The sequence below is a fragment of the Nonomuraea sp. NPDC003201 genome, from assembly GCF_053590415.1.
On record NZ_JBSFTC010000056.1, the window covers coordinates 25,609 to 49,821 of the forward strand.

At 71.7% G+C, this 24,213-nt stretch carries 23 protein-coding genes and 1 pseudogene; 11 read left to right on the top strand and 13 right to left on the bottom strand.

Features of this window, described 5'->3' with window-relative positions; translation table 11 throughout:
• The first annotated feature begins 25 nt into the window (after positions 1–25).
• From ACWDX9_RS21550 to ACWDX9_RS21560, 3 genes are all read left to right on the top strand, one after another.
• Positions 26–499: a MarR family winged helix-turn-helix transcriptional regulator gene (locus ACWDX9_RS21550; RefSeq protein ID WP_449956603.1), complete on the top strand. Its 474-nt coding sequence runs from the start codon at positions 26–28 to the stop codon at positions 497–499.
• Between the two features lie 79 nt (positions 500–578).
• A complete protein-coding gene (gene cpt / locus ACWDX9_RS21555) occupies positions 579–1,112 on the top strand; it encodes a chloramphenicol phosphotransferase CPT (RefSeq protein ID WP_449956606.1) in 534 nt (177 codons plus the stop codon).
• 8 nt (positions 1,113–1,120) lie between these two features.
• Complete coding sequence (locus tag ACWDX9_RS21560) at positions 1,121–1,585, top strand: N-acetyltransferase family protein (RefSeq protein WP_449956609.1); 465 nt, start codon at positions 1,121–1,123, stop codon at positions 1,583–1,585.
• On the opposite strand, the gene ACWDX9_RS21565 is transcribed toward ACWDX9_RS21560, so the two are convergent.
• A complete protein-coding gene (locus ACWDX9_RS21565; protein ID WP_449956612.1) occupies positions 1,582–1,734 on the bottom strand; it encodes a hypothetical protein in 153 nt (50 codons plus the stop codon). The two genes, ACWDX9_RS21560 and ACWDX9_RS21565, sit on opposite strands and share 4 nt — an antisense overlap.
• Before the next feature lie 229 nt (positions 1,735–1,963).
• Between ACWDX9_RS21565 and ACWDX9_RS21570 the strand changes: the two genes are divergently transcribed.
• Together ACWDX9_RS21570 and glpK are read left to right on the top strand one after the other, a co-directional pair.
• Positions 1,964–2,773, top strand: coding sequence for an MIP/aquaporin family protein (locus ACWDX9_RS21570; RefSeq protein WP_449956615.1), 810 nt, complete (start codon positions 1,964–1,966; stop codon positions 2,771–2,773).
• Between the two features lie 25 nt (positions 2,774–2,798).
• Complete coding sequence (gene glpK, locus ACWDX9_RS21575) at positions 2,799–4,307, top strand: glycerol kinase GlpK (RefSeq protein WP_449956618.1); 1,509 nt, start codon at positions 2,799–2,801, stop codon at positions 4,305–4,307.
• Here glpK and ACWDX9_RS21580 read toward each other — a convergent pair.
• Genes ACWDX9_RS21580 through ACWDX9_RS21590 form a run of 3 tightly spaced genes read right to left on the bottom strand, consistent with a single transcriptional unit; the run spans position 4,304 to position 8,214 of the window.
• Positions 4,304–5,155 carry an ABC transporter permease gene (locus ACWDX9_RS21580; RefSeq protein ID WP_449956621.1) on the bottom strand — a complete coding sequence of 284 codons (852 nt, stop codon included), beginning with the start codon at positions 5,153–5,155 and terminating at the stop codon, positions 4,304–4,306. The two genes, glpK and ACWDX9_RS21580, sit on opposite strands and share 4 nt — an antisense overlap.
• Positions 5,152–7,746 carry an alpha/beta fold hydrolase gene (locus ACWDX9_RS21585; RefSeq protein WP_449956624.1) on the bottom strand — a complete coding sequence of 865 codons (2,595 nt, stop codon included), beginning with the start codon at positions 7,744–7,746 and terminating at the stop codon, positions 5,152–5,154. Before ACWDX9_RS21585 ends, ACWDX9_RS21580 begins: the two co-directional genes overlap by 4 nt.
• Positions 7,747–7,806: 60 nt before the next feature.
• Positions 7,807–8,214, bottom strand: coding sequence for a PaaI family thioesterase (locus ACWDX9_RS21590; RefSeq protein ID WP_364252899.1), 408 nt, complete (start codon positions 8,212–8,214; stop codon positions 7,807–7,809).
• A gap of 112 nt (positions 8,215–8,326) precedes the next feature.
• Between ACWDX9_RS21590 and ACWDX9_RS21595 the strand changes: the two genes are divergently transcribed.
• Both ACWDX9_RS21595 and ACWDX9_RS21600 read left to right on the top strand, forming a co-directional pair.
• Complete coding sequence (locus tag ACWDX9_RS21595; RefSeq protein ID WP_449956628.1) at positions 8,327–9,610, top strand: cytochrome P450; 1,284 nt, start codon at positions 8,327–8,329, stop codon at positions 9,608–9,610.
• A 61-nt stretch (positions 9,611–9,671) separates the two neighbouring features.
• Positions 9,672–11,501 carry a class I SAM-dependent methyltransferase gene (locus ACWDX9_RS21600; protein ID WP_449956631.1) on the top strand — a complete coding sequence of 610 codons (1,830 nt, stop codon included), beginning with the start codon at positions 9,672–9,674 and terminating at the stop codon, positions 11,499–11,501.
• Here ACWDX9_RS21600 and ACWDX9_RS21605 read toward each other — a convergent pair.
• Positions 11,459–12,490: a copper resistance D family protein gene (locus ACWDX9_RS21605; protein ID WP_449956634.1), complete on the bottom strand. Its 1,032-nt coding sequence runs from the start codon at positions 12,488–12,490 to the stop codon at positions 11,459–11,461. The genes ACWDX9_RS21600 and ACWDX9_RS21605 overlap by 43 nt on opposite strands.
• Positions 12,487–13,116 (bottom strand): copper resistance CopC family protein, encoded by a 630-nt coding sequence (locus ACWDX9_RS21610; RefSeq protein ID WP_449956637.1) that lies wholly within the window; start codon positions 13,114–13,116, stop codon positions 12,487–12,489. Before ACWDX9_RS21610 ends, ACWDX9_RS21605 begins: the two co-directional genes overlap by 4 nt.
• Positions 13,117–13,167: 51 nt before the next feature.
• Between ACWDX9_RS21610 and ACWDX9_RS21615 the strand changes: the two genes are divergently transcribed.
• A complete protein-coding gene (locus ACWDX9_RS21615) occupies positions 13,168–13,932 on the top strand; it encodes a class I SAM-dependent methyltransferase (protein WP_449956640.1) in 765 nt (254 codons plus the stop codon).
• Here the strand turns inward: ACWDX9_RS21615 and ACWDX9_RS21620 are convergent.
• From ACWDX9_RS21620 to ACWDX9_RS21630, 3 genes are all read right to left on the bottom strand, one after another.
• Entirely contained in the window at positions 13,929–14,888 is a 960-nt protein-coding gene (locus ACWDX9_RS21620; RefSeq protein ID WP_449956643.1) for an AurF N-oxygenase family protein, read from the bottom strand. The two genes, ACWDX9_RS21615 and ACWDX9_RS21620, sit on opposite strands and share 4 nt — an antisense overlap.
• Positions 14,889–14,951: 63 nt before the next feature.
• Positions 14,952–15,551, bottom strand: a complete 600-nt coding sequence (locus ACWDX9_RS21625; RefSeq protein ID WP_350722968.1) for a TetR/AcrR family transcriptional regulator — start codon at positions 15,549–15,551, stop codon at positions 14,952–14,954.
• 82 nt (positions 15,552–15,633) lie between these two features.
• Positions 15,634–16,971 (bottom strand): sensor histidine kinase, encoded by a 1,338-nt coding sequence (locus tag ACWDX9_RS21630; protein ID WP_449956647.1) that lies wholly within the window; start codon positions 16,969–16,971, stop codon positions 15,634–15,636.
• 159 nt (positions 16,972–17,130) lie between these two features.
• Here ACWDX9_RS21630 and ACWDX9_RS21635 point away from each other — a divergent pair, with 159 nt between their 5' ends.
• From ACWDX9_RS21635 to ACWDX9_RS21645, 3 genes are all read left to right on the top strand, one after another.
• Positions 17,131–18,297 carry an acyl-CoA dehydrogenase family protein gene (locus ACWDX9_RS21635; RefSeq protein WP_449956650.1) on the top strand — a complete coding sequence of 389 codons (1,167 nt, stop codon included), beginning with the start codon at positions 17,131–17,133 and terminating at the stop codon, positions 18,295–18,297.
• Positions 18,294–19,310, top strand: a complete 1,017-nt coding sequence (locus ACWDX9_RS21640; RefSeq protein ID WP_449956652.1) for an acyl-CoA dehydrogenase family protein — start codon at positions 18,294–18,296, stop codon at positions 19,308–19,310. The genes ACWDX9_RS21635 and ACWDX9_RS21640 overlap by 4 nt, the downstream gene beginning before the upstream one ends.
• A 65-nt stretch (positions 19,311–19,375) precedes the next feature.
• On the top strand, positions 19,376–20,863 hold the full coding sequence (locus ACWDX9_RS21645) for an AMP-binding protein (RefSeq protein WP_449956655.1): 1,488 nt from the start codon (positions 19,376–19,378) through the stop codon (positions 20,861–20,863).
• On the opposite strand, the gene ACWDX9_RS21650 is transcribed toward ACWDX9_RS21645, so the two are convergent.
• From ACWDX9_RS21650 to ACWDX9_RS21665, 4 genes and pseudogenes are all read right to left on the bottom strand, one after another.
• Positions 20,845–21,966, bottom strand: a complete 1,122-nt coding sequence (locus tag ACWDX9_RS21650) for a C45 family autoproteolytic acyltransferase/hydolase (RefSeq protein ID WP_449956657.1) — start codon at positions 21,964–21,966, stop codon at positions 20,845–20,847. The genes ACWDX9_RS21645 and ACWDX9_RS21650 overlap by 19 nt on opposite strands.
• Positions 21,967–22,001: 35 nt before the next feature.
• Positions 22,002–22,970 (bottom strand): helix-turn-helix transcriptional regulator, encoded by a 969-nt coding sequence (locus tag ACWDX9_RS21655; protein WP_449956659.1) that lies wholly within the window; start codon positions 22,968–22,970, stop codon positions 22,002–22,004.
• Between the two features lie 18 nt (positions 22,971–22,988).
• On the bottom strand, positions 22,989–23,882 hold the full coding sequence (locus ACWDX9_RS21660; protein WP_449956665.1) for an NADP-dependent oxidoreductase: 894 nt from the start codon (positions 23,880–23,882) through the stop codon (positions 22,989–22,991).
• Positions 23,883–23,942: 60 nt separating this feature from the next.
• Positions 23,943–24,185, bottom strand: a pseudogene (locus ACWDX9_RS21665) (hypothetical protein); the annotation flags it as partial.
• Positions 24,186–24,213 lie beyond the last annotated feature (28 nt).

Sequence of the window (24,213 nt, forward strand, 5' to 3'; positions counted from 1 at the left end):
GGTTGCACAGAGATACGATGAGGGCATGGATGAGACAGCGACAGCCGAGGACCTGCTCAACGCCGTGGGACCGGCCTTCTCCAAGTTGCGCCGCACCTCGCTGCTGGAGGTCGAGAACGCCATCTCGGCCAAGGACCTGAGCAGGACGCTCGTGCTGAACCTGGTCCTGGAGCACACCACCGGTCAGGACAAGGAGGTGACCGTCGGCGCGATAGCGGAGCTGCTGGCGGTGGACCCCTCGGTCGCCAGCCGCATGGTGAGCGACAACATCAAGGCGGGCTACCTGATCCGCACCGCTTCCCAGCAGGACGGCCGGCGCACCGTGCTGGAGCTGAGTCCGGCGGGGGTGGAGCTCATGGAGCGCTTCCGCCGCCACCAGCGCGAGGCGTTCGAGTACATCACCGCCGAGTGGAACGAGGCCGACCGGCTCGAGTTCGCCCGGCTGATGCTCAAGTACGTCGATTCCCTGGCCCAGCTCCGCGACCGCACGAGCAGGTAGGCATCAGGGCCCGGGTCTGGACGGCCCTCCGCCCGAAAATGCCTTTGGGCCTGGTGGGGAGCGCCCCTATCGTGGGCCGGTGACTACTCAGGTGATCGTGTTGAACGGCGGCTCCAGTTCGGGCAAGTCCGGGATCGTCCGGTGTCTGCAGGCGGTCCTGCCGGATCCGTGGCTCGCCCTCGGGGTCGACTCGCTGCTGGAGGCGATGCCGGCGTCCATGCAGGGATCGGACGCGGGCATCGAGTTCGCTCCGGACGGCGGGGTCAGTGTCGGGCCGCAGTTCCGGATGCTGGACGCGGCGTGGGCCGAAGGGGTCGCCGCGATGGTCCGTGCGGGCGCCCGGGTCATCATCGATGACGTCTTCCTCGGTGGAGCCGCCTCCCAGGAGCGGTGGCAGAAGGTTCTGGCCGGGCTGGACGTGCTGTGGGTCGGCGTCAAGTGCGAGAGCGCGGTCGCCGCGGGCCGGGAGATCGCCCGGGGAGACCGGGTCCGGGGGATGGCGGAGCTGCAGGCGGAGGTGGTCCACCAGGGTGTGACCTACGACCTGGAGGTGGACACCACGCGTACCGAATCCCTGGAGTGCGCGCGGACCATCGCCGCGCGGGTCAGGTGACAGAGCCCATGGCGTCCCCCGCGTACGAGCTGCGCCCCGCCACCCCCGCCGACTACGACCCCATAGCCGCCCTCGTCGACGAGTGGTGGGGCCGGCCGGTGCTGCCCTCCCTGCCCAGGCTCTTCCTCGACCACTTCCACCGCACGAGCCTGATCGCGGAGGGTCCGGCGGGCATGGCGGGGTTCCTGATCGGCTTCATCTCCCCGTCCGAGCCCGACGAGGCGTACATCCACTTCGTCGGCGTCTCCCCGGAGGCCAGGACGGGCGGCGTGGCCCGCGCCATGTACGAACGCTTCTTCGACCTGGCCCGCCGCCACGACCGCCGCGTCGTGAAGGCCATCACCTCGCCCGTCAACCAGACGTCCATGGCGTTCCACCGGCGCATGGGGTTCGAGGTCAGCGAGCCCGTCCCCGGCTACAACGGCCCGGGAACCGCCCTGGTGACCTTCAGCCGAAGCGTCCCTGATCATTAGGCGCGGCCCGCGTCGGACACCTCGACCGACAACCGGAACCGGCCGTCGCGCACTTCGGCGGTTGACGTGCCGGACGCGGCGCGGGCGCGTTCGGCCGGCGCCAGCCGGACGGCGTGCTCGGACCGCCAGAACTCGCCCACCCTGTCCACCGCCCGTCCTCGCCTGCCGGCCGACCGGAGTAGACGCCGTGGCCGAGGGGCGGCACCGGCGATCAGCCCGCGTCCATCGGACAGACGAACAGCTGCGAATGTCACCGCGCGGCGATGAACTCCGCCGGTGGCCCTCCGAAGTCACTTTGCGTGACGAATAGCGTGCGCACCGTATGCATGTCCCGAAATCGGGAATGGCACACGACGATCTCATGCGCAAGGAGGAGCGGTGGCCGGACGTCGCGACCGGATAGGGCTGACCGGTGAGCTGATCGCCGAGTTCGCCGGCACGATGGTGCTCATTCTGTTCGGCGTCGGCGTGGTCGCCCAGGTGGTCGCGGGCAAGCTCGGCGACCACGACAGCATCGCCTGGGCGTGGGGCATCGGCGTCACGCTGGGCGTCTACGTCGCGGGCCGGACCACGGGCGCGCACCTCAACCCGGCGGTCACGCTGGCGTTCGCGGTCTTCCGCAGCTTCGCCTGGGGCAAGGTCCTGCCGTACGCGCTGGCGCAGACGGCCGGGGCCTTCATCGCGGCGCTCATCGTGCGCTGGAACTACACCGAGGTGCTGGCCATGGTGGACCCCGGGCACACGATCAAGACCCAGGGCGTCTTCTCGACCCTGCCCGGCAACGGGGTGCTCCCGGTGGACATGTGGGGCGGGTTCCGCGACCAGATCATCGGCACCGCCATCCTGCTCTTCGTCATCTTCGCCGTGTCCGACGTCGCCAACATGGCCCCCAGCGCGAACCTCGGGCCCGTCGTCGTCGGCCTGCTCATCGTGGGGATCGGCATGTCCTTCGGCACCGACGCCGGCTACGCGATCAACCCCGCGCGCGACTTCGGGCCGCGCCTGGCGAGCTACCTCACCGGCTACTCCACCGCCTGGCGAGATCAGTACGGCGATCTGTACTTCTGGGTGCCGATCGTCGCCCCGCTGATCGGCGGTCTGATCGGCGCCGGCCTCTACCAGGCGGGCATCGCCCGGTTCCTGCCGCCGAGCGAGGAGCGCGGGATCGTGCAGCCGGTGGAGATCTGACGGGAATCTTGCAGAGGAGAAAGACATGCCCGAGTTCGTGGGAGCCGTCGACCAGGGCACCACCAGCACCCGATTCATGGTCTTCGATCATGACGGCGCCGAGGTCGCCAAATACCAGCTCGAACACGAGCAGCTCCTGCCGAAGGCGGGCTGGGTCGAGCACAACCCGATAGAGATCTGGACCGTGACGGCGGCCGTGATCCAGACGACGATCCAGCGTGCCGGGCTGCACGCCAAGGACCTGGCGGCCCTGGGCGTCACGAACCAGCGCGAGACCACGGTCGTCTGGAACCGGCGGACCGGCCGCCCGTACTACAACGCGATCGTGTGGCAGGACACCCGTACCGACCGGATCGCCGCCGCGCTGGAGCGGGACGGGCGGGGGGAGGTCATCCGCGACAGGACGGGCCTGCGGCCGGAGGCGTACTTCTCCGGCGGCAAGATCCAGTGGATCCTGGAGAACGTGGAGGGCGTCCGCGCGGACGCCGAGCGGGGCGAGGCCGTCTTCGGCAACACCGACACCTGGACCCTGTGGAACCTCACCGGCGGCGTCAAGGGCGGCGTGCACATCACCGACGTGACCAACGCCAGCCGGACGATGCTGATGGACCTGGAGACGCTCGACTGGGATGACGAGCTGCTGTCGTTCTTCGGGATCCCGCGCCGGATGCTGCCCGAGATCCGGCCGTCGGCCGACCCCGCGATGTACGGGACCACGCTCCCGTACGGGCCGCTCGGCGGGGAGGTGCCGATCAGCGCGATCCTGGGGGACCAGCAGGCGGCCACCGTCGGCCAGGCCTGCTTCGCGCCCGGCGAGGCCAAGAACACCTACGGCACCGGCAACTTCCTGCTGCTCAACACCGGCACCGACCGCGTGCGCTCGCGCAGCGGGCTGCTCACCACGCCGGCCTACAAGTTCGGGGACCAGCCGGCCGTGTTCGCGCTGGAGGGGTCCATCGCGGTGACCGGCTCGGCCGTCCAGTGGCTGCGCGACCAGCTCCACGTCATCACCTCCGCGGAGCAGAGCGAGGCCCTGGCCCGGCAGGTGGAGGACTCCGGGGGGATGTACTTCGTGCCGGCGTTCTCCGGGCTGTTCGCACCGTACTGGCGCGCCGACGCCCGCGGCGTGATCGTCGGCCTGTCGCGCTTCAACACCGACGCCCACCTCGCCAGGGCCGCTCTGGAGGCGATCTGCTACCAGAGCCGCGACGTCGTCGAGGCGATGCAGCAGGACTCCGGGGTGGTCCTCGACGTGCTCAAGGTGGACGGCGGCATCACCATGAACGACCTGTGCATGCAGCTCCAGTCCGACATCCTCGGCGTCCCGGTCAGCCGCCCGGTCGTGTCGGAGACCACCGCGCTCGGGGCCGCGTACGCCGCCGGGCTCGCCTCCGGATACTGGAAGGACATCTCGGAGCTGCGGGCGCACTGGGCGGAGGACCGCCGCTGGGAGCCCCGGTGGAGCGAGGAGCGGCGGGAGGAGGCGTACGCGGGCTGGAAGAAGGCCGTGACCAGGTCGTTCGACTGGGTCTAGCTCACGACGTCCTTGCGCCGGAAGCGCCGGAACGCGAGCGCGATCAGGAGGGCCGCGTACGTGACCGACACCGACGCCCCCTTCGCCATGCCGCTCCAGTCCAGCTCCGGCATCAGCGCGTCGAGCCAGGCGTTGTTCCAGAACGTGGGCAGGAACTCGCGCAGCGAGCCCAGCGCCTCCACCGCCTGCAGGATGTTGCAGACGATCCAGAGCCCGACCGCCCCGCCGACCGCGCCGAGCGGGGAGTCGGTCATGGTGGAGACGAGGAACGCGAGCGCGGCCACCACCAGCTGGCTGACCAGCGCGTACCCGATCACGATGCCGAAGCGCGGCAGCACGTCCAGGGCCGGGATCGTCTCACCCGTGCCGGGCACCTGGATGTCGTTCCAGCCGAACGCCAGCGTGCCCGCGAGCAGCGCCATCAGCGGCAGGCAGATCACCGCCGCCGCCGAGTAGCCCAGCGCCACGATCAGCTTCTGGCGCAGCAGCCGGTCGCGGGGGACCGGCGCGGCCAGCAGGTAGCGCAGCGACGACCAGCTGGCCTCGCTGGCGACAGTGTCGCCGCAGAACAGCGCGACCGCCACCACCAGCAGGAAGCTGGCCGACACCGACAGGGCGAAGGCGGCGAAGTTCAGGCCGCTCGCCGTCGCCAGGTCGGAGATGCGCAGCGACGACTGCCCCTGCCCGCTCGGCTGCGGCCCGAACTGGAACGCGATCACCAGGATCCACGGCAGCGCCAGCAGCAGCCCGAACATGACCAGCGTGCGCCGCCGCTTGAACTGCCTGACGATCTCCACGCGCAGCGGCAGCGTGCGACGGGGCGCGTAGCCCGGCGCGGCGACGGTCATGACTTGTCTCCGATGAGGTCGAGGAACACGTCTTCCAGGCGCGGCCCGTGCCCGTTGGAGGGGACGGTGGCCGACGTGAGCAGCAGCGACACCGGCCCGGTCGAGACCAGGCGGCCCCGGTGCATGACCACGACGTGGCTGCAGGTCTGCTCGACCTCGGCCAGCATGTGGCTGGAGACGATCACGGTACGGCCGTCCTGCGCGTAGCGCTTGAGCACCTCGCGCATCTCCCGGATCTGGGGCGGGTCGAGACCATTGGTGGGCTCGTCGAGCACCAGCAGGTCCGGAAGCCCGAGCATGGCCTGGGCGATGGCGAGCCGCTGGCGCATGCCCTGCGAGTACGTGCGGACGGCCCGGTCCAGGGCCTTGCCCAGGCCGGCGATCTCCAGCGCCTCGTCGAAGTGCGCGTCGGCGGCGGGCCGTCCGGTGGCGGCCCAGTACAGCTCGATGTTGTCCCGCCCGGACAGGTGCGGCAGGAACCCCGGCCCCTCGACGAACGACCCGAGCCTGGACAGCACGGGCGCCCCGGGAGTGACGCGGTCACCGAAGATCCGGATCTCGCCGCCGTCCGGCTGGATGAGGCCCATCATCATGCGCATCGTGGTCGTCTTGCCCGCGCCGTTCGGCCCGAGCAGGCCCAGGACCTGGCCCCGCTCGACGCGGAACGACAGCCCGTCCACGGCCGGCTCGCCGTTCCGGTACGCCTTGGTCAGCCCGCTGATCTCCAGCGGCACGTCCTTGTCGCCGACCCCGTCCAGCGGCCCGCCGCTCTCCAGGACGGCGGGTGCGGTCCGGCGGCGGGACGGGACGCGCCCCGTCGCCAGCAGCACGGCGGCGACCACCACGGCGGCCAGCGGCATCGCCCACACCCACCACGCCACCCCGGTCGGCGGAGCGGCGAGCGTGCGCACCGTCGGCACGGCGAGCGCGGGGGAGGCCAGGGACACCTGGTACGAGGCGGGCTCGGCGGCGGTCGCGAAGCCCATGTCCGTCGTGGTCAGGACCAGCCGGAGCCGGTGGCCCACGGCGAAGCGGTAGTCCACGGCGGGCAGGGTGACGGAGACCTCCGCGCTGCCCGAGCCCTCCGGGATCGTCACCCGGACCGGCGCCACCAGCCCGGCGGGCAGGGCGGGCGGCTGGGTGCCGTCGGCCACGTCGTACAGCTTGGCGAACAGCGTCGCCTCCCCCTTGCCCGACACCTTGACCCTGACCGTGGAACTGCCGGTGAGCTGGAGCGGGGCGGTGAGCGGACGGGACTCGAACGCGGCGCTCTGGCCCGGCATGTCGATGGACACGCCGGTGGTGCCGGTCTGGCCGCCCAGCAGGCCGCCGATGCCGGGCACCGTCGAGATGGAGGCGGGCGCGCCGCCGGGCGGGTTGACGATGTTCTGGGCGGGGCCGTTCAGCTGGACCGTGGTGGTGTCGGTGCCGGTCAGGCCGGGGTAGGAGGCGGCCTCCGGGTGCAGGCGGATGCGCTGGCGGGTGCCGGGGTCGCGGCCGCCGTCACGCGTCACCGTGAACGCGCTCACCGCCGGGGCGGACTTGTCGCCCTTCAGGTAGCGGGCGAACCAGGCCGTGGACTGCTCGAACACCCAGTCCGCCTCGCCGTTGCCGCCGTCGTGCCCGCCGTCGAACCAGGCCAGGCTCACCGGCGTGCCGGCGGCGGCGATCGCCTTGGCGTTGGCGTCGGCGTGGCCGAGCGGGAAGAGCGAGTCGCGCTGGCCCTGGATGAGCAGGGTCGGCGCCTTGATCTGACCGGCCACGGTGACCGGGCTCGACTTGCGCAGCAGGGCGACCGCCTCCGGCGTGGCCTTGCCGTCCTTGGCGACCTGCTGGTAGACGTCGCAGATCGCGGGCAGGAACCTGCCGCACCGCGCCTGCTCGGGCGTCAGCGGGCCGGCGGCGGCCTGCCGCTCGCCCCGCCCCGCGAAGCTGTCCAGCGAGACGCCCTGGCCGAAGAAGATGCCGGCCCACATGCGCTTGAAGACCCCGTGCTCGGCGTCCTGGCCGATGGCGGCGGGACCGGCGCCCTGCGCGGCGGCGTTGGGGAAGAGCGCGTCGGCCAGGTCGGCCCAGGTGATCTGGGGGACGATGGCGTCCACCCGGTGGTCGTAGGCGGCCGTCATCAGGGAGATGGCGCCGCCGTACGAGCCGCCCGCGATGCCCACGCGCGGGTCGTTCGCCGCGTCGAGCTGGACCTCCGGGCGCTTGGCCAGCCAGTCGATCAGCTGCTTGACGTCCTTGACCTCGTAGTCGGGCGAGTTGAGCGCGATCTCGCCGGTCGAGCGCCCGAACCCGCGCGCCGACCAGGTCAGCACGGCGTAGCCCTGCTGGGCGATCCGGACCGCCTGGTCCCGCACGCTCTGCTTGCTGCCGCCGAAGCCGTGCCCGATCAGTACGGCTGGAGCCTTCCCGCCGTCGGGCGGCGGGAAGAAGGTCGTATCGAGCTCCACCCGTTGGTCGTCGCCGGGTCCATCGACGACACTGATTGTCTGGTCCTGGCCCCGCACCCCAGGAGCCGACGGCCACACGAGCCACGTCGTCACCCCGATGAGGGCGAGCGCCGCTACCAGCGCGGCCACACGCTTCATGACCGTGAGCCTACTTTCCGCACCTGAGAGATCCCTGAGATCAAGGCCTGAGCTGCGGGATCAGGCCAGGATGGCGTAGACGGTCGTCGCGTGGGCGGCGGTCTCGGCGCTGCCCTCGGCCGTGAGGGTGACGTCGGAGAAGGCCAGCGTGCGGCCCAGTTTCGTGATGCGGACGTCGATCAGGACGTCCTTGCCCAGCACCGGCCGCTGGAACGTCGTCGACTGCTGCACCGTGGTCATCGGCACGAACCCGCCGCGCGCCGAGGAGATGGCGATGACGGTGGCGGTGTCGGCGGCCGCCATCATCGCCTGGCCGCACAGCCCGCCGCCCTCACGGGCCAGGTCGTCGGACCACGGGAGCCGTACGACGGCGTGGCGCTCGCCCACCTCCTCCACGCGCAACCCGAGCCGCTGGATCCAGGGGGCGAAGTATTCCTGGAGGATCGCCTCTGCGTCTGCTGGAGTCACGCGCTCATGATGCCCGCCGGAGCGCCGCGCCGCTCCTGGCTCGATCGCTTGCGTCGTGTCAGGGTGCCGGTATAGGGCGGAGCCACGACGGACGAGCGCGGGGGTGGGCGGCATGGCGGGTGCGAGCGGGCGGCCGGTGGTCGAGGTGTTCATGCCGGCCACGTACGAGTCGGCCGTCCCGTACGACCTGTTCGCCGCGTTGCGGGAGGAGTCCCCGGTCTGCCGGATCCCGGAGCCCGCCGTCGGCCCGTGGCGGGAGGGCCCCGGCTACTGGGGGGTGTTCAGGCACGCCGACGTCAAACACGTCCTGCGCAGCCCCGAGGACTTCTCCTCGCGGCTCGGAGCCACCCAGCTCCGCGACCCCGACACCCCGGGAGACCTGGCGTTCGTGCAGGTCCAGATGTTGAACATGGACCCGCCCGACCACTCCAGGCTGCGCAGGATCGTGGCGGCGGCCTTCACCCCGCGGGCCGTGCGTGCCCTGGAGCGCACGATCGCCGGGCGGGCCGCGGCGCTGCTCGCGCCGGGCGAGTGCGACTTCGTGGAGGTGGCCGCCGACCTGCCCGTGTGGACGCTGGCCCACGTCATGGGGGTTCCGGCGCAGGACAAGCGGCTGCTGTACGACTGGGCGTCGCGCGTGATCGGCTACCAGGACGCCGACTACGCGGGCCTGTCCACGGCCGACGTCGAGTCGCTCACCCCGATGGGCCGCCTGGCCGTCGCGTCCAGGCCGGAGCTCGCGCCCGGGGTGAACCCGCGCTCGAAGGCCGCGCTGACCGACATGTTCGCCTACGCGCACGCCCTGGCCGAGACCCCCGTGGACGGCGAGTCCGTCATGTCGGCCATGCGGAAGGGCGGCCTGACGGAGGCCGAGTTCGAGAACATGTTCTTCCTCTTCGCCGTCGCGGGCAACGAGACCCTGCGCAACGGCATCCCCGGAGGGCTGCTCACGCTCCTGCAGCACCCCGCGGAGCTGGCCCGCCTGCGCGCGGACCCGTCGCTGCTCGGCTCCGCCATCGAGGAGATGCTCCGCTTCTGGCCTCCCGTCATGCACTTTCGGCGGACGGCCGCGCGCGACCTCACCCTGGGCGGCCGGCGCATCCGCGCCGGGGACAAGGTGGTCGTCTACCACGCCTCCGCCAACCGCGACCCGTCCGTCTTCCTCGACCCCGACCGCTTCGACATCGCCCGCACCCCGAACGACCACGTCAGCTTCGGGTTCGGCCCCCACGTCTGCCTCGGCGCCCACCTGGCCCGCGCGCAGTTCCGCTCGGTGTTCACGGAGCTGCTGCGCGAGTGGGACGTCGAGCCGGCGGGCAGCCCGCGACGGCTGACGTCCAACTTCCAGAACGGGCTCAAGCACCTCCCGGTACGGCTGACGAGAAGGCGCCCCTGACCGGCCCCGGCCCACCGAAAACCAGCGGCGCCGCGATCAAGGGCTCGCCTACGCTGCCCCCATGGACTACGTGGACGTCAACCGGGCCAACCGGGACGGACGGGTCCCCATCCACCTCGCCAGCGACTTCTACGACGTCGAGGGATTCAAGGCGGGCCGGAGCCCGCTGCGGGCGTTCGAGCGGGACGAGGTCGGCGACGTGACCGGCCGCCGCCTGCTGCACCTGCAGTGCCACTTCGGCCTGGACACCCTGGCCTGGGCCAGGCTCGGCGCCGAGGTGACCGGCCTCGACTTCTCCGCGGCCGCCATCGAGCAGGCCAGGGCCATCGCCGCCGAATGCGGCATCCCGGCGGAGTTCGTCACCGCCGACGTCACCGCCGACGTCTACGACGCGGTCGAGGCGCTCGGCGGGGCCACGTACGACATCGTCTACACCGGCCTCGGCGCGCTGGTGTGGCTGGCCGACCTCACCGCCTGGGCGCGGACGGTCGGGCCTGCGGGTCGAGTTCATGCGCGAGCACGACCGCACGTACTTCCGCCGCTTCGGCACGCTGGTCGACGGCCAGGACGGCTTCCGGCTCCCGGAGGGCGCCCCCAGGATCCCGCTCCTGTACACCCTGCGGGCCTCGGCGGTAGCCTGACCTGCCAAGACATTGCCTGGCATTACCCCAGCAACAGCTCAACGCAGGGAACCGTAAGATTCACTCCCGTGAAGTCTCCAGCATCTCTCAAGAGGGCCGCCGAGTGGGCCCTGCCGTACTGGACCAGGGGCCAGGCGGGGCGTGAGACGCCGCAGGATCTGTTCAGGGTGCTCTATTTCGGCTGGCTGGTGGCGTTCACGCTCAAGCTGCTCGGCTCGGCGTGGGACGTTTCGTGGCACTTCAAGTGGCTGCGGGACGACCTCGCCCCGCCCCACCTGCTCAACTCCGCCGGCACGGCCATCGCCGTCGCGCTGACCATCATCCACGGATACACCGGCTACGGCGTGGACAAGGCGGCGCTGCGGCTGATCCAGTGGGGCACCGGGATCTTCCTGGTCGCGGTCCCGCTCGACCTGATCAACCACCGTGTCAACGGGCTCGACATCACCTCGTGGAGCCCGTCGCACATCATGCTCTACCTTGGAACGTTTTTCATGATCGCGGGCGTGCTCCGCGGCTGGTTCATGGGCGCGCCGCCGGGGCGGGAGCGGACCGTCGTGCTGGGCGCGTTCTTCGCGTTCTTCCTGGAGAACGTGCACTTCCCCGAGCAGCACCAGGAGTACGGCATCCTGTCGATCGGCGCCTGGGACAACCACGCGACCTACGCCGAGCAGATCCTGCTCCAGTTCGCGGCCGACCAGATGGGGCGGCCGGTGGACCGGGCGATGATGGTCGCGTTCTCGCTGCCCGTCCCCGACCTCCTCTATCCGGTCTACGCGGTGGTCGTCGGGCTGTCGGTGCTGGTCGTGGCCAGGCTGCTGATCGGCAGGTTCGGGGCCGCGACGCTGGTGGCGGGCGCGTACGTGGGGGTTCGCACGGTGCTCTGGCCGCTGCTGACGTTCACCGGGTTCCCGCCGTCGGCGGTGCCGTTCTTCCTGGTCGTCGCGGGGCTGGTGGTGGACCTCGCGTTCCTGGTGCGCATGCCGTACGTACGGGCCGTGCTCGGGAGCGTCGGCGTCACGGCCGCCGCCTACGGCGCGCTGGTGGCGCAGAGCGCGATCATGGGTGGCGTGTACAGCGCGATCAAGGGCCAGAAGGGGCTGCTCGGAGCGCCCCCACTGGCCACGTCGTCGGCCGTCTGGGCGGGGCTCGGCCTGCTGGTCGTCTGGCTGGCGGTCGAGTGGCTGGCCGCCAGGCGGCGCGGGTCTCAGCCGATCGAGGCCCGGGTGATCGCCACCGCCACGCCGTAGGCCAGGCCCATCACGCCCACCTCGGCCGCCGCCCAGCCCACCAGGGCGGTGGCCCGGCCTGCGCGGACGGCGGGCATCAGGCGGAAGCGGATGTGGGCGGCCAGCGGCACCAGCGCCGCCACCAGGACCGTCTTGATCACCACCAGCACGCCGTAGTGGCTGGTCAGCAGGGCGCCGGGCAGGGTCACGCCGGGGGTGAGCGCCATCGTGCCGAGCCCGTTGACCAGCCCTGACAGCCCGACCAGGAGCAGGCACACCGTGGCGATCCTGGAGAACCTGGGCAGGACCACGGCCAGCAGCTCCCGGTGCGGCGCCAGGAATATGGCCGTGGCCGCCAGCCCGCCCGCCCACGCCGCCGCGCCCATCACGTGGATCTCCATCGAGACCATGATGGGGTCGTGCCAGACCGAGTTGACGGCGTGCCCGGTGACGGGGATGGGCAGCAGCCCGAACAGCGCCACGATCACCCGCAGCTCGGCCGGCACCTTCTCGCCGAACCGCACCGCCATGAGCCCGATGCCGGCCGCCGTCAGCGCGCACGCCGCGCTGAACAGCAGCCCCTGACCGGTGCCGACGGTCTCGACGTAGCCGGCGATCATCCCGAACGTGGGCACGCTGCCGGGATTCAGCTCGGCCGTCTGGAACACGATGGTGAGCAGCGCGCAGATCGCCCACGCCCAGGCGGCCAGCACGGCCAGCGGCCGCACCCTGAGCATGACGGGCTCGGTCCGCTCGGGGGCGTCGAACCCGAGCAGCTTGGGCAGCAGGCTCAGCCCGACCACGGCGACGGCGGCCAGGTCGAGCAGCACCCGCACGACGGGCAGCCCGAAGGACACCAGCGGGCCGGGCATGGGGATGCCGGGGACGGCCTCCTGCGCGGTCAACGTGCTTGCCGCCACCGCGGCGACGACCGCGCAGACGCCGAACGCCCCGGCCACCAGCCGCCCGCCGACCCGCTGCCGGGGGAGGGGAGGCGCGGTGACGGTCATGCCCGGGCCTCTTCGCCGGCGGCATCGGGCCCGGCATTCGGCTGGGCCTCTCCGGCGGAGCCCGGGCCGGGCGCGGCCGGGCGGGGGCGGCGCAGCGCCACCGCCGTGCCGGCGGCGAGCAGCAGCAGCGCGCCCACGATCCACACCACCGCCATGCCCGCGCCGCCGTTGGCGGCAGCCTCGGCGGCCTGCGCGCTCGCGTCCTGCGGCGCCTGCCCGGTGGCGGCCTGACCCGTGTTCTGGGCCGGGCCACCGGTCCCGGTCCCGGCCGCGAGGGTGAAGGTGATCTTGCCGGTGACCGGGTGGCCGTCGGCCGACAGGATCCGGTAGCCCACCGTGTACGCGCCCCCGGACGGCAGCGGCTTGACGCGTACCGACACCCGCTCGGCGGCGACCTCCGCGGACCCGTCCGCCCACGAGGACCCGTCCGGGCCCGTCACGCCCACCTGCGCGTAGCCCTGCCGCACCGCCTGGTCGAACACCAGCGTCACCCGCGCCGGCGCGGCCGGCAACGTGGCACCGTCCTTGGGGTCGCTGCTGAGGAGCACGTTGTGCGCCTGCGCCGCGGGAGGGGCGATCCCGGCGGCGGCGAAGGCGAGCAGCAGGACCGTGAGTAGCCGCCTCAAAGATCAAAACCTTCCAGCAACGACGAAACGAACCCGTATATGGTCCCATCCATGACAGACCTGTTTGCCGGCACGGCCCCCTACTACGCCAAGTACCGGTCCGACCACGGGGATCAGGCGATCGAGCACCTGGCGAGGACGTTCGGCCCGGACAGCACCGTGCTCGACCTCGGCTGCGGTCCCGGCACGGTGGCGATCCCGCTGGCGCCCGCCGTGCGCGAGATCCTGGCCGTCGATCCCGACGAGGAGATGCTGGAGACGGGCAGAGGGCTGGCGGCGGAGGTGCGGAACATCCGGTGGCTGCCCGGCGACTCGACGAGGCTGCGTGAGCTCCCGGCGTTCGGTCACATCGTCATGGGCAGGTCGTTCCACTGGATGGACCGCCGCGCGGTGCTGGCCGATCTGGACGAGCTGCTGCCGCCCGGCGGGGTCGTGGCCCTCGTCGGCCCGGGCCGCGAGCCCCAGGAGGAGCCCTGGGAGGCGACGATGCGCCGGGTGCGCGAGGAGTTCGACGCGAACACGTTCACGGCCACCGGCTCCTTCCAGGCCAGCGGCGAGCACCCCCACGACGTGCTGGTCACCACGCCGTTCAGCGACCTGGAGTCCGCCACGTACGAGCACCGCCTGGCCTACGACGTGGACGCCGTGATCGGCCTGCAGCTGTCCTACTCCTACAGCTCCCCGGCCCGCCTCGGCGACCGGCTGGAGCCGTTCAAGGAGGCGGCCAGGAAGGCTCTGCTCGACCTCGACCCCTCGGGGACATGGGTGCACACCGAGGTCACCGAGGTGCTGATCGCCCGGCGGCCGACCGGCTAGATGCCCATCGCCCGCCAGATCCGCCGGGTGACCGGGTTGATCAGGCCGATCTCCGTGCACAGCTCCCGCGTCCTGCCCACCGAGTCGCGGATCTCCTGCTTGGCGGCGGGGTTGCGCAGGTAGATGTCGGCGACCACGTGGGCCGGGATGCGGAAGCGCCGGATCATCGGCACCGGGGGCGCCAGCATGATCCGGGCCATCACACCCAGGATCACGGGGGAGATGACCCCGAGCAGGAGCCGCCGGTACGCGGGCATCCGGGGCACCCGGTTGCGCAGGTAGTGCCGGGCGAAGGAGATGTGCCTGGCCTCCTCGGCGATGTGGATCCGCATGATCGTCTCTTCCAGCGGATGATGCGCCCGCTCGTCCTTCAGCACCTTGCGCTGCACGTGGTCGATCGGGTCCTCGCCGCCGAGCACGAACACGAAGAACAGCTCCGTCGAGATCAGCGGGATCCACGGCGCCACCTGCGCGATCAGCGACAGCGGCCCGGGCATCCCGCGGATCGGTAAGCCGGTGCGGTTCACGAACTCCTGGAACATCATCCCGTGATGTCCCTCTTCGATGGTCTCGTGGTAGACGTACCGGAACTCCGGTGACCCGTTCGGCAGCCGGTAGGCGTAGTTGAGCAGCCCGCGCTTGAGCAGGTTCTCGAACTGCAGCCCGACCTTCATCGCGGTGGCCACCCGCCACAGCCCGATCGCCGCCCGCACCTCGGGCGGGCGGCTGCGGTACCACGGGTGGCCGCCCAGTTTGTCGACCTCCGGCAGCTCCCAGCGGGGATCCGCCGGGTCCACGGCGAACTCCGGGTCATCCCACGGGATGTCCCGGTACGGCTCCCAGTGCTTGTCGACCGACGCCTTCGAGAGCCGTTCGATGACCGCTCGGTAGGCGCTCCTGCTGGCGACCTGCTCGTCGCGTTCGCGGGCGGCGGCAGAGCTCGGTGCGGATGCCATCACGTGCTCCTCTCCTCGCCGCTAATTGTACGGAGCATCCAATAGCGTCGGAAGAGGGGAGGGTCACAGGGTTTCCGCAGAGAGCCCGAGCTCGGCCGCGGCGGCCGTACGGATCAGCGTGTTCACCTTGCGCCTGGTCAGCACCTTGGGGTGCGCGTGCGTCTGGATCGCGAGCCCGTCCACGAGCGCGAGAATCCGCCACGTGGAAGCGTCGGGGTCGTCGCACTTGAACTCGCCGCACGACACGCCCGCCTCGATGATCGCGCGCATGACCAGCCGGCCCCGGGAGTCGAGGCGGCGCGAGATCTCCTCCAGTTCCGGGTTGCGCATCGCCTCGGACCACGCGTCGATCCACAGCCGCCATCCCTCGGTCGGGATCGCCGGGGAGGAGAGCCTGAGCAGGGTGCGCAGCCGTTCGAGCGGCGTGCCCTTGGACTCCTCGATGTGTTCGAGCGAGTGGAGATGCTGGCGGGCGGCGTAGGTGAAAGCCTGCGCGAACAGCCGATCCTTGGTCTCGAAGTGGTAGAACAGCAGCGCCTGGCTCACCCCGGCGGCCCTGGCGATGTCAATGGTCCGGGTATGCCCGAACCCGCGCTCCGCGATGACCTCGCAGGCCGTCTTCAGTAAATCCTCGCGCCGTAATCGGCTGAACCCTGAAGTCACAGCGAGTAACTCACCTCCGATGCATAGTAATCGTGTGCGCCCAGAGATCCATCAAGGGGCGGAAAATTTCTCATACCCACATTCACTCCTTTCGTATCGGCAATCGCAGCACGAAGCGTGCGCCGATGTCGGAGTCCTCGATCGTGAGGGTGCCGTTGTGGGCCTGGGCGATCTCGCGGGCGATGGGCAGGCCCAGCCCGGTGCCGCCGGCGTCGCGGCTGCGCGAGGCGTCCAGCCGGGTGAACCGCCTGAAGACCACCTCGCGCTGGTCCGGCGCGATGCCCGCGCCGTCGTCGAGCACTTCGAGCAGGGCCTGCTGGTTCCGGCGCAGGGTCACGATGATCGTGCTCTCGGCGTGCCGTTCGGCGTTGTCCAGCAGGTTCGTCAGGAGGCGGGCCAGCTTGAGCCGGTTGCCCGTGACGACCACGCCGGGCTGCAGCGCGGTGACGATCTTCTTCGACCGCGGCCTGGTGGTCTCGGCGGCGACCAGCTCGGCCAGGTCGACGGACTCGAGCCGCGACGGGGCGCCCGCTTCGAGCTTGGCCAGCGTCAGCAGGTCGGCGACGATGTTCTGCAGCCGGTCGAGGCTGACCATCAGCTTGCCGCCGGTCTCGCACCAGTCGGTCTCCTCGGGTGCGAGCATCGCCGCCTCGAGCTCGGCGCGCATGGCGGTGATCGGGCTGCGCAGGTCGTGCGAGGCGTCGGAGGCGAACCGGCGCTGCTGCTCCATGGCGGCCTCCAGCCGCGCGAGCATGAAGTTGGCGGCATCCGCGAGCGCCTTGATCTCCTCGGCCTTCTCCGGCACGGGCACGCGCATGATCTCGTCGCCGTAGTTGATGTCGGTCAGCCGCCGGGTGATCTGGTTCACCGGCGCGAGCGTCCTGGCCACCACCTTGGACACGCCGAACCAGGTGATCGCGACCAGCGCCACGGTCATCACGGCCAGCAGGGAGATCACGAACGGGTGGATGTACCAGGGCACCATGGCGTCGTAGGCGTAGACGAACCAGTCGCCGGCCTCGTCGTAGACCCGGACGGCGGCCGTGATGTGGCACTCGTCGCCGAGCTGGGGCAGCTCGCACAGCAGGTCGGTGCGGCTGGGGCTGTTCGGGTCGGGCACCACGGCGGTCAGGCGCGGCTTGCCCTTCAGGTTCGGCGTCGAGGCCACCACGCGACCGGTCGGGTCGATGACCTGGATGCCCTTCAGATCGAAGTGGGCCAGGGAGTGCCGGTGATTGCGCTGGATGTCGTGGCCCACGTGCAGCGCGGCGGTGGTCACCTCCCTCGTGCGGATGTCGACGGCGGTGTTGTGCCCCACCCACAGGAAGAACGAGCCCGCCACCAGGCACAGCAGTGCCATGGCGACGCTGGCGAACAGCGCCAGGCGCGCGCGAATGGACCGGCCGAGCCGTTCGATCACACCCAATCCCCCCGTGATCAGATGATCACAGTACGTGCCCCTGCATCCAATTAACGGAGATTCAGTGACAAATCACGCTAAAAGACCCGCAGAACAGTGCTCTATGCGGCATCCGGTCGCCTGACTAGAGTAAGTGGGCACTGATGCCAAGGAGTCGATGTGAACCTTGCTGACTATCGGCGGTCCGCCAGGACCTGGCTGCAGGAAAATGTCCCGGCGGACGACCGGCCCGGGGGAGACCCGATCGCCCGGGCCAAGGAATTCATGGCCAAGCTCCACGACGCCGGCTACTCCGGCATCACGTGGCCGGAGCAGTGGGGCGGCCAGGGGCTGACGCAGGCGGAGGAGCGCGCGTTCGCCGCCGAGGCCCGCGGTTTCACCCTCCCCACGTACGTCTTCTCGATCGGCCTCGGCATGACCGGGCCCACGCTGGTCGACCGGGGCACCGACGCCCAGCGCGAGCGGTTCGTCCGGCCGCTGCTGCGCGGCGAGGAGATCTGGTGCCAGCTCTTCTCCGAGCCGGGCGCGGGCAGCGACGTGGCCGGCCTGCAGACGAGGGCCGAGCGCGACGGCGACCACTGGATCGTCAACGGCCAGAAGGTGTGGACCTCGGTCGCCCACCACGCCGACTGGGGCCTGCTGCTGGCCCGCACCGACGTGGACGTGCCCAAGCACAAGGGGCTGACCATGTTCGTGGTGGACATGCACCACCCCGGGGTCACGGTCAGGCCGCTGAAGGACATGACCGGCAGGTCCAACTTCAACGAGATCTTCTTCGACGACGTCCCCATCCCCGACGAGCACCGCGTCGGCGAGGTCAACGACGGCTGGAGCGTGGCCGTCACGACCCTGCTGCACGAGCGGCTGTCGATCTCGGCGGGCGTGGGCATGAGCGGCCAGAAGGAGGACCCGACCTCGCTGGAGGCGCTGCGCCGGGTGGTCGACACCGGCGACCCGCTGGTCCGCGACGACCTGGTCGAGCTGCACATCCGCAGCCGCGCCCTGGCGCTGTTCAACCAGCGGCTGGCCCAGGAGACCGAGGCGGGGATCTTCCCCGGCGCCCGGGGCAGCGCCGCCAAGCTGCTGCTGGCCGAGCTGACCATGTTCCAGGCCGACCTGGCCACGCGGCTCGCCGGCCCTGAGGCCGTCCTGGGCGACTCCCCGCTCGCGCAGGCGATCTCGATGGCCCCGGCCATGTCGCTGGGCGGCGGCACCAACGAGATCATGCGTAACATCGTGGGCGACCGCGTGCTCAACCTGCCGCCGGAGCCCCGGATGGACAAGACCGTGCCGTTCAAGGACCTGAAGGTGGGGACGCAGGGGTGAAGCTCGTACTCGATGAGGAGCAGCGGCAGCTGCGCGAGGCCGTACGCGCCTTCCTGGGCGCCGCCTCGCCGCTGTCCAAGGCGCGGCAGGGCTACGACCCGCAGGTGTACGTCAGGCTCAACGGCGAGCTGGGCCTGGCGGGCCTGATCATCGCCGAGGAGTACGGCGGCGCGGGCGCGGGCCTGGCCGAGCTGGCGGTCGCGCTGGAGGAGACGGGCGCGGCCCTGCTGCCCGGGCCGTTCCTGGCCACCGCGTTCGCCGCGATCGCCCTGACCCGCACCCCCGACAAGGAGCTGCTCGCCGCCATCGCGGAGGGCCGCACCACGGCCACGCTCGCCCAGGCCCCCGTCGACCTCGACGGCGGGGCCGTGCGCGGCACGCTGGCGCAGGTGCTCAGCGGCATGGAGGCCGACGTGCTGGTGGCGCCCGCGCGCAGTGGCGACGGCGAGCTCCTGGTCGCCGTCGAGCTGGCCGGGCCCGGCGTCACCAGGACCCCGCTGGAGACGCTCGACCTGACGCGCGGCCAGGCGCGGGTGGTCCTGGAGGGCGCGCCCGCCCGCGTGCTGGGGCCGGCGCCGGAGGTCGGCGACCAGCTGTGCGTGGCGCTGGCGGCCGAGCAGCTCGGCGTGATGCGGGCGGCGCTGGACGCCATCGTGGCCTACGCCAAGATCCGCGTCACCTTCGGCCGGTACATCGGCTCCTACCAGGGCGTCAAGCACAAGCTGGCCGACATGCACTGCAAGCTCGAACAGGCCGAGTCCATCGTCAGGTACGCCGCCTGGGCCGCCGACGAGTCGCCGGAGGAGCTGCCGGGCGCCGCCGCCCTCGCCCAGGCCTACGTCGGCCGCGCCTGCTTCGAGGTGGCCCGCGACCACCTGCTGCTGTACGGCGGCATCGGTTTCACCTGGGAGCACGACGCGCATCTGTTCTACAAGCGGGCCAAGGCGGACGAGGTGCTGCTCGGCCCGCCCCGCATCCACCGCGCCCGTCTCGCGCACCTGCTGGAGCTGTGATGGATCCGCAGCGCAGCGAGGACATCCATCACAGCACTCCGAGCGCAGCTCGGCAATCAGACGCAGTGGACGTCAGTCAGTTGCCCGGCTTCTACGCCATCGCCGCCGCCGACCCGGACCGCCTCGCGATGATCGACTCCGACGGCACGAGGACGTCCTACGGCGAGCTGCTCGCCCGGGTCAACCAGGTGTCGCACGGCCTCAGGGCCCGCGGGCTCGGCACCGGCGACGTGGTGGCGGGCGTGCTGCCCAACGGCATCGACGCCGTCGTCATGGTCATGGCGACCGCGCAGATCGGGCTCTACTACGTGCCGATCAACTGGCATCTGACGGCGTCCGAGGTGGCGTACATCCTGGCCGACTGCGACGCCAAGGTCGTGGTCACCGGGCCCGACCACGCCGTACCCGGCGGGGAGATCGGCACGGCGGGGCTGGCCGAAGGGCAGCCTGCCGACGCGCCCGGCGAGCGGACGTCCGGGGCGGTCATGTGGTACACCTCCGGCACCACCGGCTTCCCCAAGGGCGTGCAGCGGCCGCTGCCGGGCGTCGCGCCCGAGCAGATGGTGCCCGCCTACCAGTGGTTCCTCGGCGAGGTGGTGGACCTCAGGCCGGGCGACGACGTCCATCTGGTGACCTCGCCGATGTACCACTCGGCGCCGTGCGCGCACACCCAGTTCGCGCTGCACCTCGGGCACGCCGTGGTCGTGGCCCCCAAGTTCGAGCCGGTGACGATCCTGGAGCTCATCGAGCGATACCGGGTCACCAACGCGATGATGGTGCCGACCATGTTCCACCGCATGCTGCAGCTGCCGGAGGAGGTCAGGGGCAAGTACGACGTGTCGAGCCTGCGCCAGGTCATCCACACCGCCGCCGCCTGCCCCGTCGCGGTCAAGCAGCAGATCATGGACTGGTGGGGGCCGGTGCTGTACGAGTACTACGGCTCCACCGAGTCGACGATCGCCTTCGCGGTCAAGCCGCACGACTGGCTGGCCAGGCCCGGCACGGTGGGGCGGCCGGTGCCCACGTTCGAGGCCAAGATCGTGGACGAGGACGGCGCCGAGCTGCCGGTCGGCGAGCCCGGCCTGATCTACGTCAAGTCGGCCATGGGCACGTTCGAGTACCGCAAGGACCCGGCGAAGACGGCCGCCAGCATGCTGGGGGAGTGGTACTCGCCGGGCGACATCGGCTACCTGGACGAGGACGGCTACCTGTTCCTGTGCGACCGGCGGACCGACCTGATCGTCTCCGGCGGGGTCAACATCTACCCCGCCGAGATCGAGGCCGCCCTGCTCGAGCACCCGGCGGTGGCGGACGTGGCCGTCATCGGGGTGCCGGACGAGGAGTGGGGCCACCACGTGGTGGCCCTCGTCCAGCCCGCCGAAGGGGTCACGCCCGGCCCCGGACTCACCGCCGAGCTGCTGGAGCACTGCGGGCCGCGCATCGCCAGGTTCAAGCACCCGAAGGAGATCGAATACCGCTCCCTGCTGCCGCGCACGCCCACGGGCAAGCTGTCGCGCTCCAAGGTGCGCGAGGACTACCTGTCGGAGGGGTGAAAGACCAGCTCCTCGCTGTAGCGCCGGCCGTCTCCCAGGTAGAAGCGGGCCGACAGGGTGCGGTCGGCGGTGTCGAAGACGGTCGTCCACAGCGTGCGGAACGGCAGGGCCGGGTCCTCGGCCTGCCGGACCGCGCGCAGGTGGTCGCGCAGCTCCCGCGGTGACACGGCGGCGCCCTTGCTGCGCTCGTACAGCGTGCGCAGCCGCTCGTAGGTCCGGAAGCTGCCCGGGGTGTCCTCGGGCAGGTTCATCGGGTCGGGGTGGCGGTGCAGCAGGTGGTTGGTGACGCAGAGCGGGCCGTCGCCGAGCTGGACGATGTGCTCGCCGCCGTCCCTGCCGCGCTCCCACACGAACGCCTGCCCGTGGGCGTCGGCCACCAGGTAGTGCAGGGAGGTGCCGTGGTCGTACTGCTTGGCGCCCAGGAGCGCCTGCTTGGCCTGCTCCACGTTCTCGCAGGTGTCGACCAGGAACCTGGGCAGCTGCACGCTCCCCACCCCGACCTGCGGCGCGACGTGCTCCGGCGGCGCGGCGTGCTCGAAGTCGGCCACCAGCAGCACGACCGCCAGGCCGGCCGAGTTGATGCCGTCCATGCAGCCGTCGAGGTCCGACATGGTGATCACGGTGGAGGCGAGCCCCTCGTCGGGCACCGTCGTGATCACGTAGGGCCGCGAGGCCATCGGCAGCTCGCCCGGCCTGGGCGCGGTGCCCATCACCTCGCTGCTGGTCATGGGGAAGAAGTCGTAGTTGCGGCCCACCCGGCCGTGGCCGTCCGCGGCGGCCGACGGCGGGATCCACAGGGCCGAGCAGCCGGTGCCCTCCGGGACGTAGTTCAGCCCGTCGAGGGCCAGATCGTCCTGGTCGGGGTCGAGGCCGAGGACCGCCGCCGCGCCGTCCATGCGGGCGTGGTGCTGCGGCCAGTGCCGCTCGAACCACGTCCTGCGGGCCCGGTTCACCGCCGGGTCGGCCGGCGTGGGGGCCCAGCCCAGCCGGCGGGCCTCCTCGGTGAGCGCCCTGCCGATCTCGAACTGGCTGCCTTTGAGCGTGAGGTGGTGTACGAGCTGGAAATCGTCCTTGCCGCCCGCCACCCGCGTCATGTTCTTCATGCCGCCGAGCCTGGGGCCGGCCGCTGACCGGAGCCCTACCGTTCGCTGACCGCCCGCCGGTAGCGCTCGGAGAGCCTCAGCACGGCCTCGGCCAGCTCGGGCGGGTCGAGCACCTCGAAGTCCACGCCCATCAACCCGATCCACCTGGCCATGCTGTCCGGGTCGTCGCCGCCCAGCCTGACCAGGCAGGTGGCCTCGTCCACCGGCTCCACCTCCAGCCCCGCCGGCAGGTGGGCCAGCCGGTCGGCCGGGGCGTGCGCCAGCACCGTGGCCCGGTGGCGCCACGTCGCCGTGTTGAGGCCCTTCTCCACGTACGCCGCCACGTCGCCGCCCTCCGGCGGCTCGCGCGGGGTGAACCTGGGCCCGGCCGGAGTGCGCGGGCGCACCCGGTCCACCCGGAACGTGCGCCAGCCCTGCCGCTCGACGTCGTACCCCACGAGGTACCAGCGGCCGCGCCGGTGCGCCAGGCGGAGCGGCTCCACGTTCCGCACGGCCGTCGCCCCGTCGTGGCCGGTGTAGTCGAAGCGCAGCCGCTCGTGGTCGCGGGCCGCGTTCGCGATCGTGGTCAGCACCTCGGGGGGTACGGCGGGCACGTCGCCCGGTATTTGCCCCGGTACCTGCACGGTGTAGGTGTTGAGCGCGTTCACCCGGCGGCGCAGCCGGGACGGGAGCACCTGCTCCAGCTTGGCCAGGGCGCGCACGGAGGCCTCCTCGATGCCCTCGACGCCGCCCCCGGCCGCCCGGCCGAGCCCGACCGCCACCGCGACGGCCTCCTCGTCGTCGAGCAGCAGCGGCGGGAGCGAGGCCCCGGCGCCCAGCCGGTAGCCGCCCGCGACCCCGGGCGTGGCGTGCACGGGGTAGCCCAGCGTGCGCAGGCGCTCGACGTCGTTGCGGATCGTCCTGGTGGAGACCCCGAGCCGGGACGACAACTCGGGGCCGGTCCAGTCCCGGCGGGCTTGGAGCAGGGACAGGAGCTTCAGCAGGCGGGCCGAGGTTTCCAGCATGGAGACCAGTGTGCCGCGCTATCGCGGCAAGGTCCCTTCCGTGTTCACCACGATCTTGCCCAGGAAGTGGCCGTCCTCGCTGAGCCGGTGCGCGTCGGCGATCCGCTCCAGGGGGAACGCCTCCGCGATGGGGATCCGGACGTTCTGGTGGTCCACCGGCCCCTTCGCGCGGCCGGACGAGAAGCGCACGCCGAGCTCGGCCGCGCCGGCCCGGTCGGCGATGGTGATCACGTTGGCGGGGTCGCCGGCCAGCTTCACCGACAGCTCCAGCTCGCCTCTGCCCGAGGCGTCCAGCACCCGGTCGACGGGGCCGGGCAGGCGCTCCTCCAGGCCCTCGCCGTACGTGACCGGATGGACGCCGAGGCCGCGCAGGAAGGCGTGGTGGCGCTCGCCGGCCGTCCCGACGACCCGGGCGCCCGCGGCGAGGGCGAGCTGCGCGGCCGCCAGCCCGACGCCGCCCGCGACCGCGTGGATCAGCAGCGTCTGGCCCTTTTCCAGGCCCAGCCCGCCCAGCGCCCGCCGGGCCGTCTCGACGGCGACGGGCAGCGCGGCGGCCTCCTCGTACGTCAGATCGTCCGGCTTGGCCGCCAGCAGGCTCGCGGCCGCGATCGCGTGCGTGGCGGCGGCACCTCCCTCGACCTGCCCGAACACCGGGTCGCCCAGCCGCCACCCGGTCACCCCTGGGCCGAGGGCGTCGATCGTCCCGGCCAGTTCGAGCCCGGTGCCCTGAGGCTCGCCGAGGGGCGCGCCCATGAGGCCGCGGCGGATTTTCCAGTCGATGGGGTTGACCCCGGCCGCCCGGACCGCGATCCGCACCTGTCCCGGGCCGGGCTGGGGGAGCGGGATCTCCTCCAGCGCCAGCACCTCCGGACCGCCGTGGGCGCGGTAGCGGGCGGCCTGGGCGGTGACCAGCAGGACGGCCTTGCCGACCAGTTCGCGGCTCCCCAGGGCGGCGTGGGCCTCGTGCGCGCGCTCCAGCGGCACGGCCAGCCCCACGACGGTCGTCAGGATGTCGTGCTCCAGGGCCCGCCCGGCCAGCCGCCGGAACTCGTCCGGCCCGAACTGGACCTGCTCCATGCCCACCACCCGCGCGGCCCCGGGCTCGATCCGGGCGGTCGAGCCGCTGGGTACGCCGTAGGCGAAGAACGTGCCGCCGGGCTCGACCAGCTCGTACGCGGCGCCGCCGACCTCCCCGCCGACCCCGTCGAACACCACGTCGAAGGGCCCGCCGAGCTCGTCGTAG